Origin of the sequence: Streptomyces sp. NPDC052052 (genome assembly GCF_040680455.1) — a bacterium.
In the GTDB taxonomy this organism is placed as follows: Bacteria; Actinomycetota; Actinomycetes; order Streptomycetales; family Streptomycetaceae; genus Streptomyces.
On the sequence record NZ_JBFAWU010000027.1, the window covers coordinates 60,619 to 74,682 of the forward strand.

10 protein-coding genes are annotated in these 14,064 nt (G+C 68.2%); 5 read left to right on the plus strand and 5 right to left on the minus strand.

Annotated elements, in window-relative coordinates:
• Nucleotides 1–64 precede the first annotated feature (64 nt).
• Nucleotides 65–1,873: a gamma-glutamyltransferase gene (gene ggt, locus AB0L71_RS27715; RefSeq protein ID WP_365247929.1), complete on the minus strand. Its 1,809-nt coding sequence runs from the start codon at nucleotides 1,871–1,873 to the stop codon at nucleotides 65–67.
• A 105-nt stretch (nucleotides 1,874–1,978) separates the two neighbouring features.
• Here ggt and AB0L71_RS27720 point away from each other — a divergent pair, with 105 nt between their 5' ends.
• On the plus strand, nucleotides 1,979–2,722 hold the full coding sequence (locus AB0L71_RS27720; RefSeq protein ID WP_365247931.1) for a hypothetical protein: 744 nt from the start codon (nucleotides 1,979–1,981) through the stop codon (nucleotides 2,720–2,722).
• A gap of 104 nt (nucleotides 2,723–2,826) precedes the next feature.
• Here AB0L71_RS27720 and AB0L71_RS27725 read toward each other — a convergent pair whose 3' ends face one another.
• Both AB0L71_RS27725 and AB0L71_RS27730 read right to left on the minus strand, forming a co-directional pair.
• A complete protein-coding gene (locus AB0L71_RS27725) occupies nucleotides 2,827–3,855 on the minus strand; it encodes a LacI family DNA-binding transcriptional regulator (protein WP_365247933.1) in 1,029 nt (342 codons plus the stop codon).
• On the minus strand, nucleotides 3,852–6,251 hold the full coding sequence (locus tag AB0L71_RS27730; RefSeq protein WP_365247935.1) for a glycoside hydrolase family 2 protein: 2,400 nt from the start codon (nucleotides 6,249–6,251) through the stop codon (nucleotides 3,852–3,854). Before AB0L71_RS27730 ends, AB0L71_RS27725 begins: the two co-directional genes overlap by 4 nt.
• A 266-nt stretch (nucleotides 6,252–6,517) precedes the next feature.
• Here AB0L71_RS27730 and AB0L71_RS27735 point away from each other — a divergent pair, with 266 nt between their 5' ends.
• From AB0L71_RS27735 to AB0L71_RS27745, 3 genes are all read left to right on the plus strand, one after another.
• Nucleotides 6,518–7,840, plus strand: coding sequence for an ABC transporter substrate-binding protein (locus tag AB0L71_RS27735; RefSeq protein WP_365247937.1), 1,323 nt, complete (start codon nucleotides 6,518–6,520; stop codon nucleotides 7,838–7,840).
• A gap of 101 nt (nucleotides 7,841–7,941) precedes the next feature.
• Nucleotides 7,942–8,913 (plus strand): sugar ABC transporter permease, encoded by a 972-nt coding sequence (locus AB0L71_RS27740; protein ID WP_365247939.1) that lies wholly within the window; start codon nucleotides 7,942–7,944, stop codon nucleotides 8,911–8,913.
• Nucleotides 8,910–9,797 carry a carbohydrate ABC transporter permease gene (locus AB0L71_RS27745; protein ID WP_365247941.1) on the plus strand — a complete coding sequence of 296 codons (888 nt, stop codon included), beginning with the start codon at nucleotides 8,910–8,912 and terminating at the stop codon, nucleotides 9,795–9,797. Before AB0L71_RS27740 ends, AB0L71_RS27745 begins: the two co-directional genes overlap by 4 nt.
• A gap of 210 nt (nucleotides 9,798–10,007) precedes the next feature.
• Here AB0L71_RS27745 and manA read toward each other — a convergent pair whose 3' ends face one another.
• Together manA and AB0L71_RS27755 are read right to left on the minus strand one after the other, a co-directional pair.
• The gene (manA, locus tag AB0L71_RS27750) at nucleotides 10,008–11,243 is read right to left on the minus strand and encodes a mannose-6-phosphate isomerase, class I (RefSeq protein WP_365247943.1); all 1,236 of its coding nucleotides are present in this window, start codon (nucleotides 11,241–11,243) and stop codon (nucleotides 10,008–10,010) included.
• A 53-nt stretch (nucleotides 11,244–11,296) separates the two neighbouring features.
• Entirely contained in the window at nucleotides 11,297–12,274 is a 978-nt protein-coding gene (locus tag AB0L71_RS27755; protein WP_365247945.1) for an ROK family protein, read from the minus strand.
• A gap of 519 nt (nucleotides 12,275–12,793) precedes the next feature.
• Here AB0L71_RS27755 and AB0L71_RS27760 point away from each other — a divergent pair.
• A partial coding sequence (locus tag AB0L71_RS27760) for a cellulase family glycosylhydrolase (protein WP_365247947.1) occupies nucleotides 12,794–14,064 on the plus strand: 1,271 nt, incomplete at its 3' end.

The following is a 14,064-nucleotide window of genomic DNA, read 5'->3' on the forward strand; positions in this document are numbered from 1 at the left end:
GCGGGGCCGGCGTCTCGCGCGCACGCGAGCAACCGACCCCGGGGCACACTGGATTGATGTGACGTCAGGGGTTTCCGCTCGGCTTCACGACCATCGCGGAGCCACCGCCCCGGCGCACCGGCTCCGCCGCCGCGAGCCATCGCCCGTCGGGGAGCCTCTGCACACCGGTCGCCGCCCCGATCTCGGCGTTCAGTTTGAAGGCATGCCCCAGCGACTCCAGTTGCTCCCGCACCGGGCTGTTCCACAGTCCCGGTTCGAGTTCCGTCGTCGCCGCGTTGCGCTGGCTGGCGCGCGGCGCCGCGATGGCATCGCCGAGCGACAGTCCGCGGTCGACGGTGCCGATGAGTGACTGCAGCACCGTCGTGATGATCGTGGCGCCACCCGGCGAGCCCAGGGCCAGCACCGGCTCACCGTGGTTCAGCACGATGGTCGGCGAGATGGACGAGCGCGGGCGCTTGCCCGGCCCCGGCAGATTCGGATCGTGGACCGCCGGATCGGCAGGTGCGAACGAGAAGTCCGTCAGCTCGTTGTTGAGCAGATAGCCGCGCCCCGGCACGGTGATGCCACTGCCGCCCGTCTGCTCGATCGTCAGGGTGTACGCGACGACGTTGCCCCACTTGTCGGCCGTCGTCAGATGCGTGGTGTTCTCCCCTTCGTACGTCGTCGGGGCGGCCTGGTCACCGGCCTTGCAGTCGGCGGGATGGCGCGGGTCTCCCGGCGCGAGCGGGCTGGTCAGTACCGCGTCGTCCCTGATCAGGCACTCCCGCGCATCAGCGAACCGCTGGCTGAGCAGCCCCTGCGTGGGTACGTCCTCGAAGGCCGGGTCGCCGACCCAGCGCCCGCGGTCCGCGAACGCGATCCGGCTCGCCTCGATGTAGCGATGCAGATACTCCGCCTCGCTCGCCTTCGACAGATCGGTGGACTCGAGGATGTTGAGCGCCTCACCGACGGTCGTGCCACCGGACGAGGAAGGGGCCATCCCGTACACGTCGAGGCCCCGGTAGCCGACCTTCGTCGGCGCCTGCCGCAGCGCCCGGTAGGACTTCAGGTCCTTCGCGGTGAGGTCGCCGGGCCGGACGGTCCGGGTGGCCTTCGGGTCCACCGGCGGGTTGCGTACGGTCCGTACGACATCGTCGGCCAGTTCGCCCCGGTACAGCACGTCGACGCCCTTGCGGCCCACCAGTTCATAGGTCCGCGCGAGATCCGGATTCTTGAATACGGAGCCCACCACCGGGAGTTGCCCGCCCGGCAGGAAGAGCTTCTTCGACGCCGGGAAGTCGGCGAACCTCTCCTGGTTCCCCTCGGTCTGCGAACGGAAGGTGCTGTCGACGACGAACCCTTCCCTGGCGAGCCGCTCGGCCGGCTTCAGCACCTGCCGCAACGATGTGCTGCCCCAGGTCTTCAGCGCGGTGTCCCAGGTGGCGGGTGTACCGGGGGTGCCCACGCTCAGACCGCTGGTGACCGCGTCGGCGAAGGCGAGGGGCTTGCCGTTCTCCAGGAACAGCGAGGAGTCCGCGCTGCGTGGTGCGGTCTCGCGTCCGTCGATGGTCTGCACCGTGTGCTTCTTGGCGTCGTAGTAGACGAAGTAGCCGCCACCGCCGAGGCCTGAGGAATAGGGCTCGGTGACACCGAGCGCCGCCGCGGTCGCCACCGCGGCATCCACCGCGTTGCCGCCGTTGCGGAGAACTTCGATACCGGCGGCCGAGGCATCCGCGTCGACGCTGGCGACCGCTCCCCCGTACCCCACTGCGACAGGCGACTTGGGGGTTGCCGCGTGCGGTGGTGCGGACGAGGAAGGAGCCGCTGCTCCGACGGTGACCACAGCGGCGAGAACTGCTGATAACGACACATTCCGCGCGACGGAACGTCGCATGCGCACCTCCAGTGAAGGATTGTTGGCCGCAGGGTAACGCCGCCCCGCCCGCCCCGTCAGGTCCACCGTGCACCCCCGACCGGCCGCCCGCTAACATGCCCGCCCATGACCGACGACGTACGCACCATCGTGTTGTGCCTGATAACCGCCGGCGCCGGCGCCGCTGTGGGCTGGATCGCCCGCACCTACCTCTGGCGCCGCAAGCTCCGCCGCAAGCAGGCGTTCTTCGGGCTGCCGGGCAACTCCGAGTGTCTGCTCGTCGTCAACCGCGACGCGGGCGGCGACGGCGCCGTCCACCGCCACGACGTGTTCGCCCTGCTGGAACTCTCCGCGCTGATCAAGGACTGTTCGGCGCACGCGCAGATCCTGTCCCACGACGTCCCGCAGCAGGGCTTCGGCGAACGCACCGAATTCTGCGTCGGCGGGCCGGTCTCCAACCGCCGGATGGCCGCCCATCTGCATTCGCTGCTGCCCGGTGTGAAGGTGAACACCGACCCGGAGCCCGGACCGGAGCGGGGCGCCTTCCAGATCGGTTCGGAACGCTACCGGCTGGAGAAGGGGGTTGCCGAGTACGTGCTCTTGGCTCGCCTGACGGCTGGTCAGGACACCCGCCCGGTCTTCCTGTTCTGCGGACAGCAGGCGATCACCACCCAGGCGGCCTCCCGCTATCTGATCCGCAACTACGAGAAGCTGGCCCGCAAGCACGGCAACAACACCTTCTGCCTGCTGCTGAAGGTGGCCAACTCGCGGGCGTACGGCTCCGATGTGGTCGAACTGGTCGGCGATGTGACGCGGGCTGCGCAGACCGCCGTACCGGCACCGCGCAATTCGCACCGGGCGACTGGCTGAGCCCTGCGGCTCCCGCTCCGGGCGCAGGCACGAACGGGTCCCCGCCCTCGCATCGGCGGCCAGGGTGACGAGGGGCGGGGTCGCGGTCGCGGCCCCGCCCCCCTTCACTGCTGCGGGGCCGGCGCGGTGGACCCTCTGGGGGTGAGCGAGGGCGTGGGGACCTGGAGCGATCCGGTGTGCGTGCCCTCGATCAGTTCGAAAAGGGTGCGGGCCACCTCCGTCCCGAACTGGTGTACGTCGTGGCTCATCGCCGACAGGGTGGGGTGGGTGATCCGGCACAACTGGGAGTCGTCCCACGCGAGCAACGAGACGTCGTCGGGGACGACGAATCCCATCTCGGCCGCGACGCCCGCGCCCGCGACCGCCATGATGTCGTTGTCGTAGACGATGGCGGTGGGCCGGTTGGCCGAGAGCAGAAGCGACCTGGTCGCACGCGCGCCCTCCTTGCCGTCGAAGCCGGTGGCGATCTGACGCCCCTCCTCCAGCCCCAGCTCACGCACCGTCGCCTCGAAGGCCGCCGCACGGATGGCGCTGTGCCCCAGGCCGGCCGGGCCGCCCACGCGCGCGAGGCGGCGGTGCCCCAGCGCGGCGAGGTAGCGGACGGCCTCGGCGGTCGCCGTGGCATCGTCCGTCCACACCGCGGGGAAGGACCCGGTCAGGGACGGGTGACCGACGGCCACCGCCCGCAGCCCGATCGACTCCAGCGCAGGCACCCGCGGGTCGTTCTCCTGGAAGTCGACCAGGACGGCGCCCGCGATGGTCTGGCTGCGCCACCAGGACTTGTACAGGTCGATCTCTTCGTCCAGATCCCGCACCAGTCTCAGCAGCAGCGAGCACGACCGCTCGGCCAGGACGCTTTCGAGGCCGGAGATGAAGTCCATGTAGAACGGTTCGAGTCCCAGCAGCCGGGCGGGGCGGCACAGGGCGAGGCCGATGATGTCGACCCGATGGCTGGAGAGGCTGCGCGCGGTCTGGTTCGGCGCCCACCCCATCTCCCTGGCGACGTCGAAGATCCGCTGCCGGGTGGCCTCCGAGACACCCGGCTTCTGGTTGAACGCCAGGGACACGGCCCCTTTGGACACACCGGCCCGGGCGGCGACGTCCTTGATGGTGACGCGTGCCGGAGGGTTCACCTCGAGTCCGCGCAGAACAGGGCCGCCCGTGCGTCCTCGACGGACACCGCGGCACAGCCGTCGACGCGGATCCGGACGTGTTCACCGGCCAGCAGCGTCGTGAGGCCGCGGTCCGCCACGGCCGACGGACCCAGCCGGTCCGCCTGAAGGAGAAGATCTCTGACAAGAGTGTGCGCGCTCACCACGATGTCGACCTTACCGCCGCCACCGGCGACCGGCTCCACCGCGACGTCGTAGGCCGGCCGCACATAGCCGAAGTCCTTGTCCGGTACGGGGAAGTGGAGGGCGCGCAGTCCATCCGCGTCGGCCACGAGGAACTCCTTGCCCGACTGCTCGGCGGGCACCAGCTCCGCCGGAACGGGCAGCCGGACGACGGAGCGCGGGGCGGCGGTCACCTCCACCGCGCTCTGCCCCACCGTGCTTCCGTCGGCCTCGATCCGACGCAGCGTCACCTGGGTAGGCCACTGTGTCGCCGACTGGTTGACGACCGCGAGAACGGGGCCGTCGTCACCGGGTTGCAGTGTCAGCAGCCGGTCCGCGTACACGCGCCGCAGCTCGTGGTGGAGCGGCTTGAGTCGGCCGTCCCCGTCGATGGCGGACCAGGAACTCACCGGCCAGCAGTCGTTGAGCTGCCAGACGACCGTGCCGGCGCAGACCGGCCAGTGGGAGCGCCAGTGCTCGATACCCGCGGCGACGGCACGAGCCTGGACGACCTGGGTGAGGTAGTGCCAACGGTCGAAGTCGCCCGTGGGCAGGGCGAAATGGCGTGCGACGCCGCGGTCGAGCTTTCCGTTGCCGTCCTCCGCCTTCTGGTGATGCACCATGCCAGGGGAATCGGGGGCCAGGTCCTCGCCCGGGAGCGCTCGGTGCAGCGTCGTCATCGTCGGCGGTGCCTGCCAGCCGAACTCGGCGACGAACCGCGGAACGTCGGCGCGGTACTCGGCGTAGTCCTGGCGGTTCCACACCTCCCACGAGTGGAAGGTGCCGTGCGCCGGGTCGTTGGGGTGGTGGTCCCAGGAGCCCGACCAGGGGCTGCCCGCGGTGTACGGGCGGGTGGGGTCGAGTTCGGCGACGATGCGGGGCAGCAGGCCGAGGTAGTAGCCCTCGCCCCAGGAGTCACCGGCGAGCTCGGACTCCCAGCCCCAGTCGCGAAACCCCCACAGGTTCTCGTTGTTGCCGTTCCAGAGCACGAGACTGGCGTGCGGCATGAGACGGACAACGTTGTCACGCGCCTCGGCCTCCACCTCTCCGCGCAGCGGCTGCTCCTCGGGGTACGCGGAACAGGCGAAGAGGAAGTCCTGCCAGACCATCAGCCCCAGCTCGTCGCAGGCGTCATAGAACGCTTCGTCCTCGTAGATCCCCCCGCCCCAGATGCGTACCAGGTCGACGTTGGCGTCGGCGGCCTGGCCGAGCCTGGTCCGGTAGCGCTCGGGGGTGATCCTGGAGGGAAACGCGTCATCGGGGATCCAGTTGACGCCGCGCGCGAAGATCCGCTCGCCGTTGACGACAAGGGTGAAGCCGGTGCCGTGCTCGTCGGCCGTCCGGTCCAGCTCCACGGTGCGGAATCCGATCCGCCGGTGCCAGCTGTCCAGTGGTCCGGCCTCGTCGAGGAGGGTGATGTCGAGGTCGTACAGATGCTGCCCGCCGTATCCGCGCGGCCACCAGAGCTCGGGGCGCTCGACCGTCAGGTGCAGCACGGCCTGGTCACCCTCGAAGCGGACCTCCGCCTCCCGGCCCGCCACCGTGGCGCGGGCCAGCAGGTTCCGGTCCGCTCCGCCGGCGGTGCGCTCCACCTCGAGCCTGACCTCGACGTTCCCCGTGTGCCGGCCGACGGTCACCAGCGGGCGGACGGAAGCGAGGCGGGCCGTCGACCAGTGCTCCAGCCGCACCGGCCGCCAGATGCCCGCGGTGACGAGCGTCGGCCCCCAGTCCCACCCGAAGTTGCAGGCCATCTTGCGGATGTACTGCGAGGGTTCCGGATAGACGTTGGGACGGTCCCCCGTCCTGGAACGCACCGTCTCGGCCTCGTCGTAGGCGGATGCGAAGTGCACCTCCAGTCGGCCGGTCAGCCCGGTGACGTCGAAACGGTAGGTGCGGTGCATGTTGCGGGTCCTGCCGATCTCCTGGCCGGCGAAGGTGATCCTCGCCGCGGTGTCCACACCCTCGAAGACCAGGTCGGTGCGCTCGTGCCCGCTGTCGTGCGACACATCGGTGAGATACGTCCACTCACGGTGACCGATCCAGCGGACCTCGGACTCGTTGAGCGCGAGGAACGGGTCCGGGATCACCTCGGCCGCGAGCAGATCGGTGTGGACGCAGCCTGGGACCTCGGCCGGAATCATCACCTGGTCATGACGCAGGCTCCAGCCTTCGGTGAGTGGGGTGACGTCCTTCATGGTGCGGCTCCAATCGCCTTGCAGAGACCGGCGGATGTTTCGACGCCGCACAACCTAACCCCGCCAGCTGACCAGTGTCCATAAACCGGTCTAGTTTCATCATCGCGACCGAGCGAACACTCAACACCCTGTCCACCTGCACCGATTGAACCTCCGGTAACGATTGGGCATCGCGCTCGAAATCTGAGCTTTACCGGTTCACTTCCGCCTGCCATAGTGCCACCATCCCACCGCAGACCTGAGCCGCCACCAAAGGAGTTGGGCACATGGGGAAGAAGAAGACGATGCTCGTCGGCGCACTTCTGACCACTGCAACACTGGCCATCGCGGGGTGCAGCGGCGCAGGCGCGCCGTCCACCGGAACAGCGAGCGCCCCCGCGGACCCGAGCGAGGCGTCCGGCACCATCAAGGTCCTGACCCAGCGCACCGACCTCGTCAAGAACGGCGAACTGGACGCGTACGCGGCGGAGTTCAACAAGATCTACCCCAAGGTCAAGGTGAAGTTCGAGGGCCTCACCGACTATGAGGGCGAGGTCAAGATCCGCATGAACACCAAGAACTACGGCGACGTCCTCATGATCCCGGGCGCGGTCTCCAAGAACGACTACCCCACGTTCTTCGCCCCGCTGGGCTCGTCCAGCGTCATGTCGGACAAGTACCGATTCAGCGACAAGACCACGGTCGCCGGCAAGGTCTACGGCGTCGCACAGTTCGGCACCGTGAACGGCTTCGTCTACAACAAGGCGCTCTGGAAGAAGGCCGGCGTCACCGAGTGGCCCACCACGCCGCAGGAGTTCCTCGCCGGACTCCGGGCGATCAAGAGCAAGACCGGTGCGGTCCCCTACTACACCAACTTCAAGGACGGCTGGCCGCTGGTCCAGTGGACCGGCAATATCGGGTCGGTCAGCTGCGACGGCTCCGCCACCAACACACTGGCCGGTGCCTCTTCGCCATGGAACAAGGGCAGTGAACTCCAGGTCATCGACACACTGCTGTACGACATCGTGAAGAACGGGCTCTCCGAGAAGGACCCCAACACGACGAACTGGGAAGCGTCCAAGGCCAAGGTCGCCAAGGGTGAGATCGGCGCCATGATGTTGGGCTCCTGGTCGATCACGCAGATGCAGGACGCGGCGAAGAAGGCGGGAGGGAAGGCGGACGACATCGGCTACATGCCCTTCCCCGCACAGAGCGACGGCAAGTTCTGCGCCACCGTGGTCTCCGACTACCAGCAGGCCGTCAACATCCACTCGGAGCACAAGGAAGCGGCCCGGGCCTGGATCGACTGGTTCACCGAGAAGTCCGGCTACTCCGTCAAGGAGGGCGCCGTTCCCACGCTGAAGTCCGCGTCGATGCCGGCCACCCTCGACGACCTTGTTGACAACGATGTCATCTTCGTGGACCGCTCCGAGCGCGACACGGGCACCGTCAACGACATCGACAAGGGTGCGGAGATCGGGCTCAACTCACCTGACTACCGGCAGAAGTTGATCGATATCGCTCGCGGGGCGCAGAAGGGCAGCCTCGACTCCTACTTCGCCGAGCTCAACAAGAAGTGGAACGAGGCAGCGGCGACCGTCGGCTCCTGACAGACGGCGAAGCCGGGCCCCGGCCGCAGTGACCAACAGCATCGCCCTGTACCGGCCGGGGCCCTCAGCCCGCCGCTCACGCGGATGACGAAAGGCCCGACATGACCAAGACGACCGACATGGCGACGGTGACCACCCACCGCGCCGCTCCCCCACGCCGCAGGACCACCAACGGCTGCAGAAGTCCGCGGCCTCGCCCCGCAAGGGGACGGTGGCTGCGCCGCGCGACCCCGTGGCTGTACCTGGCCGTCCCGCTGGTACTGCTGATCACGTTCACCTATGTGCCCGTGGGGAACATGATCTATTACAGCTTCACGGACTGGGACGGCATCAGCCCGGACCGGAACTTCACCGGTACGGACAACTACGTCCAGATCTTCACCCGCCCCGAGCTCTTCCGGGTGTTCTTCGTCAGCTTCTACTACCTGGCCGCTTCCGTGGTGCAGATCGTGATCGCCCTGTACTTCGCCACGGTGCTCAGCTTCGATCTGCGGTTCCGCAACCTGTTCAAGGGGATCCTGTTCTTCCCCTACCTCATCAACGGCGTCGCCATCGGGTTCGTCTTCCTGTACTTCTTCCAGGACGGCGGCACGCTGGACTCGATCCTGTCGTGGTTCGGCTCCGACGCCGACCGCGCCTGGCTGGGTGACCCCACCACGGCCAACACATCTCTGGCGGGTGTCTCCGTCTGGCGCTTCACAGGCCTGAACTTCGTACTCTTCCTCGGCGCGATCCAGTCCATTCCGGGCGAGCTCTACGAAGCGGCCCAGTTGGACGGCGCGAGCCGCTGGCAGCAGTTCCGCCACATCATCGCCCCGAGCATCAGGCCCGTGCTCAGCCTGAGCATCATCCTGGCGATCTCGGGATCCCTCGCGGTCTTCGAGATCCCGTACATCATGACCAACGGCGCTACCGGCACCTCGACCTTCGTCATCCAGACGGTCAAGCTCGCCTTCCAGTTCAACAAGACCGGGCTGGCCTCGGCCGCGGCCGTGGTGCTTCTGCTGATCATTCTGCTGATCACCTGGATCCAGCGTCGGCTCGTGCCCGATGACAAGGTGGACCTCGTATGACCACGACCCCACAGACTGCCCCGACTCCCGGCTCCACCGCCGCCCGACGGCGAGGCCAGCTCCGAGGCCGGCTCGGACCGGCGCTGGTCTACCTGACCCTCGTCATCGCCGCGGTCGTCGTGCTCCTCCCGCTCACCGTCGTCTTCCTTACGTCATTGAAGACCTCCGATGAGGTGACCGACGGCGGGGCGCTGTCGCTGCCGGGCGACTGGCTCAACTTCGGCAACTACGCGACCGCTTTCTCCGACGGGCAGATGCTGACCGCGTTCGGCAACACCGCTTTCATCCTGCTGTTCTCGATCACCGGCACCGTGATCATCGGTTCCATGACGGCCTACGCCATCGACCGGTTCCGGTTCCGGGCCAAGAAGCTCGTCATGGGCCTCTTCCTCGTCGCCACGCTCGTTCCCGGTGTCACGACGCAGGTGGCCACCTTCCAAGTCATCAACAGCTTCGGGCTGTTCGACACCCGGTGGGCGCCGATCCTGCTCTACATGGGTACGGACATCGTCTCGATCTACATCTTCCTGCAGTTCATCCGGGGGATCCCGGTCTCCCTCGACGAGGCGGCCCGCCTGGACGGTGCCAACTCGTTCACGATCTTCCGCAAGGTGATCTTCCCGCTGCTCAAGCCGGCGATCGCCACGGTCGTGATCATCAAGGGGATCACGGTCTACAACGACTTCTACATCCCCTTCCTCTACATGCCCTCCCAGGAACTGGGCACCATCTCCACGGCCCTGTTCCGGTTCAAGGGCCCCTTCGGAGCCCATTGGGAGAACATCTCGGCGGGTGCGATTCTCGTGATCGTGCCCACCCTCCTCGCGTTCTTGTTCCTGCAGCGCTACATCTACAACGGCTTCGCCCAGGGCGCGACGAAGTAGGGACGAAGGAGCCGGGCGCCCTTTTCCCTGCTCTCCGTTCCCCGCGTCCCATGCGCACGGGAAAGCAAGAAGTAACGACCAACCCGTAAACCCCGCAGCCATGCGCCGGAGCGATCCTGTCTGCGGGGTTTCTTTTCCTCTTCGACGGCCGGATGAAGGGCTGAAGGAAAGGCTGGGCGGCAAAAGCCTCCGGGACCGAACCGGTTCAGTTCAGTGGCGGTTCAGCGCTGTGGATGCGTCGGCCACCGTCCCGGACCGCGCACCGCCCGGAACGGCGGTGGCCCGGAAGACCTCACCCTCGCCGTCCACGCTCACCTGTTCGCCCGCCGGGGCGTAGACCGATTCCCCCGGCCGGAGGGTGAGAGTCTCGCGCGGACCGGTGAGACGGAGCTGCCCCCGTGTGCAGACGAGAATCTGCGGGGCCGGGCCGTCCAGGACAACGGCCCGCCCCCCGGTCGTTGCCCTGATCCGGGACAACCGGAAGTCGTCGACCGGGGTCGGATAGACCTCCTCCCGTCCACGGGCCTCGGGACGCAGGACGCGCAGGGGCTCGGCGGAGAACCGCACGACGCGCAGCAGTTCCGCGGTGTCCACGTGTTTGGTCGTCAGGCCGCACCGGAGGACGTTGTCCGATGCGGCCATGACCTCCACGCCGAGCCCCCGCACGTAGGCGTGCGGAATGCCCGCACCGAGGAAGAGTCCCTCGCCCGGGGCCAGGTGCACGTCCTGGAGCAGGGTCGCCGCGAGCAGTCCGGGGTCCGACGGGTGGGCCCGTGCGATGGAGTCGTAGACGTCGAACGCCGACCGGTGCGGGCTGCCGCCCCGCGCTTCACGGGCCACCGCCGCGGCCACGGCGGCGACCGCACCGGGCGGCGGTGACAGGAAGGCGGAGAACACCTCACGCAGCGCCGTCTCCTCGGGCGCTGACCGCAGGGTGGCGATATGCGGGGCGAGTTCCGGCAGGTCGAGCAGCGCGAGCAGCTCCGCGCAGTGCGCCGGGGACCGGAAGCCGCAGAGCCCGTGGAAGGGACCGAGGGCGACGATCAACTCCGGCTTGTGGTTGTCGTCCCGGTAGTTGCGATGCGGAGCGTCGAGCGGGACACCGCGGTCGTTCTCGCTCCGGCAGCCGGCGGCCGCCTGCGCGGAATCGGGGTGCACCTGAAGAGACAGCGGGGTGTCGGCCGCCAGCAGTTTGAGCAGGAAGGGCAGCCGGGGCCCGAACCTGTGGAGGGTCGCCTCTCCCAGTTCTGCGGTCGGCGCGGCCTCGATCACCGCATCGAGTGGCTGAGGACCGCTGGGGCGGAGGACCTGCGACGGGGCCGCGGGGTGGGCCCCCATCCACAGCTCCGCCTGTGGTGTGCCGTCGGGTTCGGCCCCCATCAGGGCGGGCAGGGCGGTGGTGGAGCCCCAGGCATAGGAACGCATGGTGTTGACGAGTGGATCCACGGAGTGGGTTCCTTCCAGAGCCGACGCCCCGCCAGTGCCGGGCGGGCGGGGAGTCAGGGGTGCAGTACGGGAACCGGTCCGGTGCCCGCCGCGGCGGACGCGGCGGCAGCGGCTCCGATGAGGCCGGCATCGAGCGCCAGGCCGGCGGGCACGACCGTGATGTCACGCGTGAAGTCGAGTACCGCGTAGTCGGCCAGGCAGCGGCGCAGGGGTGCGAAGAGGACGTCCCCGGCCTGTGCCACGCCGCCCCCGATGACCACACGTTCGAGCTCGACCAGGGCCGCGGTCGCGGCGATCGCCGCAGCCAGGGCCTGGGCCGCACGCGCGTAGGCCGCGAGTGCCCGCCGGTCGCCACAGCGGGCCGCCGTGGCCACTGCCGCCGCGTTCGGCGTCACGCCGGACGGGGCGGTCCAGCCCAGGGCACGGGCATGAGCCGCTATCGCCGTCCCGCTCGCGAGGGCCTCGACGCACCCCGGGGCTCCGCAGGCGCAGCGGGGGCCGTTCAGGTCGACGGTGATGTGGCCGATGTGGCCGGCGTTCCCCGTGCGGCCGGCGTGCACCCGTCCGTCGAGGACCAGTCCGCCACCGACGCCCGTCGAGACCACCATGCACAGGGCGTTGTCGATCCCCCGGGCGGCACCGAGCCAGTGTTCCGCCGCCGTCATGGCGACGGCGTCGCCGATCAGCACGGGCAACAGGTCACGGGGCAGCCCCGGATGGGCACGCACATGCTCCACCAGCGGGAAATCGCGCCAGCCGGGGATGTTGACCGGGCTGACCGTGCCGGCGACGGTGTCGACCGGTCCGGCGCTGGCGATCCCCAGGCAGGAGAGTTCGCCCCAGGCCGGATGTGTGGCCAGTTCGTCGAGCACGGCGATGACGGCCGCGAGCACGTCACCCGCGGGCTCCCGCGCCGGCGTCGCCCGTCGAGCCCGCGCAACGATTCGCCCCTCCCCATCGACAAGCGCACCAGCGATCTTGGTGCCCCCGATGTCGAGTGCTCCGTACACCATCACGTTCAGCCCTTTCATGGAAGGAGCGCTCGGTCGCCCCCGGGTCGTACTCTGCCTCGGGATTGACAACGTTGTCTAGCCGTTCCGTTAAGTTAAGTATTCGTTTAGTAAATTCCATGTGACCATCCGTCGGCAATCACCCCCGGAGATTCCCTGCCGGCGACGGAGATTCCCTTTTTCTTTCATTCCGCGATGTACGCGAGGAAGAGGAAAGCGAAACAGCGGTGACACGTCTCTTGACATGGCGGGAACATCGAGTGCCTCATATGAGGGCGACACCGACCCGGGCGTTGTGCTGTGAAGCACTTCAACCCCTTGCAGTCATACGGCACTTGACGCACCGTGCGGCAAGGTCCGGCCTGACGTTGCCCGTAGCGGCCCGTAGCACCCGGAAGCCACCCAGCAGATACTCGTCGACCATCAGCGGATGACAACGTTGTCCAGATCTGGAGTCCGCCGGTCCTCGAAGCCTCCTGCACACCCCATGGTGCACAGCACACCCTCCGGGCGCCCCAACCCCACCCCTTGAGGAGAGACATGAACAAGCCACCGAGAAGCACCCTCGTCACGGTCGCGGCCGCGGCGATCGCCGGACTGGTCGGCGTTCTGCTGTCCGTCTTCGGACCGGCCGGTGACGCGGAAGCCGCCACGGGTATCCGGGTCAGCAACGGGCGTGTGTACGAGGCCAACGGCAACGAGTTCGTGATGCGCGGCGTCAACCACGCCCACGCGTGGTATCCGGGGCAGACCGGCGCGATCGCCGACATCGCCGCCAAGGCTGCCAACACCGTCCGCATCGTCCTCAGCAGCGGGGACCGCTGGACCCGCACCAGCACCTCCGAGGTCTCCTCGCTGATCGGTCAGTGCAAGGCGAACAAGCTCATCTGTGTCCTGGAGGTGCACGACACGACCGGCTACGGCGAGGACAGCGCGGCCACCTCCCTGGACAAGGCGGCGGACTACTGGATCAGCGTCAAGAGCGCGCTGGAGGACCAGGAGAACTACGTCGTCATCAACATCGGCAACGAACCGTTCGGCAACACCGGCTACAGCGCCTGGACCGACGCCACCAAGAACGCGATCGGCAGACTACGCAGTGCCGGTCTCCACCACGCGCTGATGGTGGACGCCCCCAACTGGGGCCAGGACTGGTCCCACACCATGAAGGACAATGCCGCTTCGGTCTTCGACGCCGACCCCGATCACAACACGATCTTCTCGATCCACATGTACGGGGTCTACGACACCGCCACAGAGGTGCAGGACTACCTCAACCACTTCGTCGACAACCATCTGCCCATCGTGGTGGGCGAGTTCGGTGACCAGCACAGTGACGGCAACCCGGACGAGGACGCGATCATGGCAACGGCCCAGTCACTGAAGGTGGGATACATCGGCTGGTCGTGGAGCGGCAACGGCAGCGGCGTCGAGTACCTGGACATGGTCGGCAACTTCGACGCGAGCGCGCTGAGCAGCTGGGGCAACCGCTTCTTCAACGGCAGCAACGGGATATCCCAGACGTCCACGACAGCCACCGTGTACGGCGGCGGCTCGGGTGACGGCGGCTCCGGTGGCGGCACCGCACCGAACGGCTACCCCTACTGCGCAAGCAGCTCCTCCGACCCCGACGGCGACGGCTGGGGCTGGGAGAACAACCAGTCCTGCGTCGTCCGCGGCAGCTCCGCGGACACCGGCTCCGGCGGCGGCACGGACGGCGGCACCGCACCGAACGGCTACCCCTACTGCGCAAGCAGCTCCTCCGACCCCGACGGCGACGGCTGGGGCTGGGAGAACAACCAGTCCTGCGT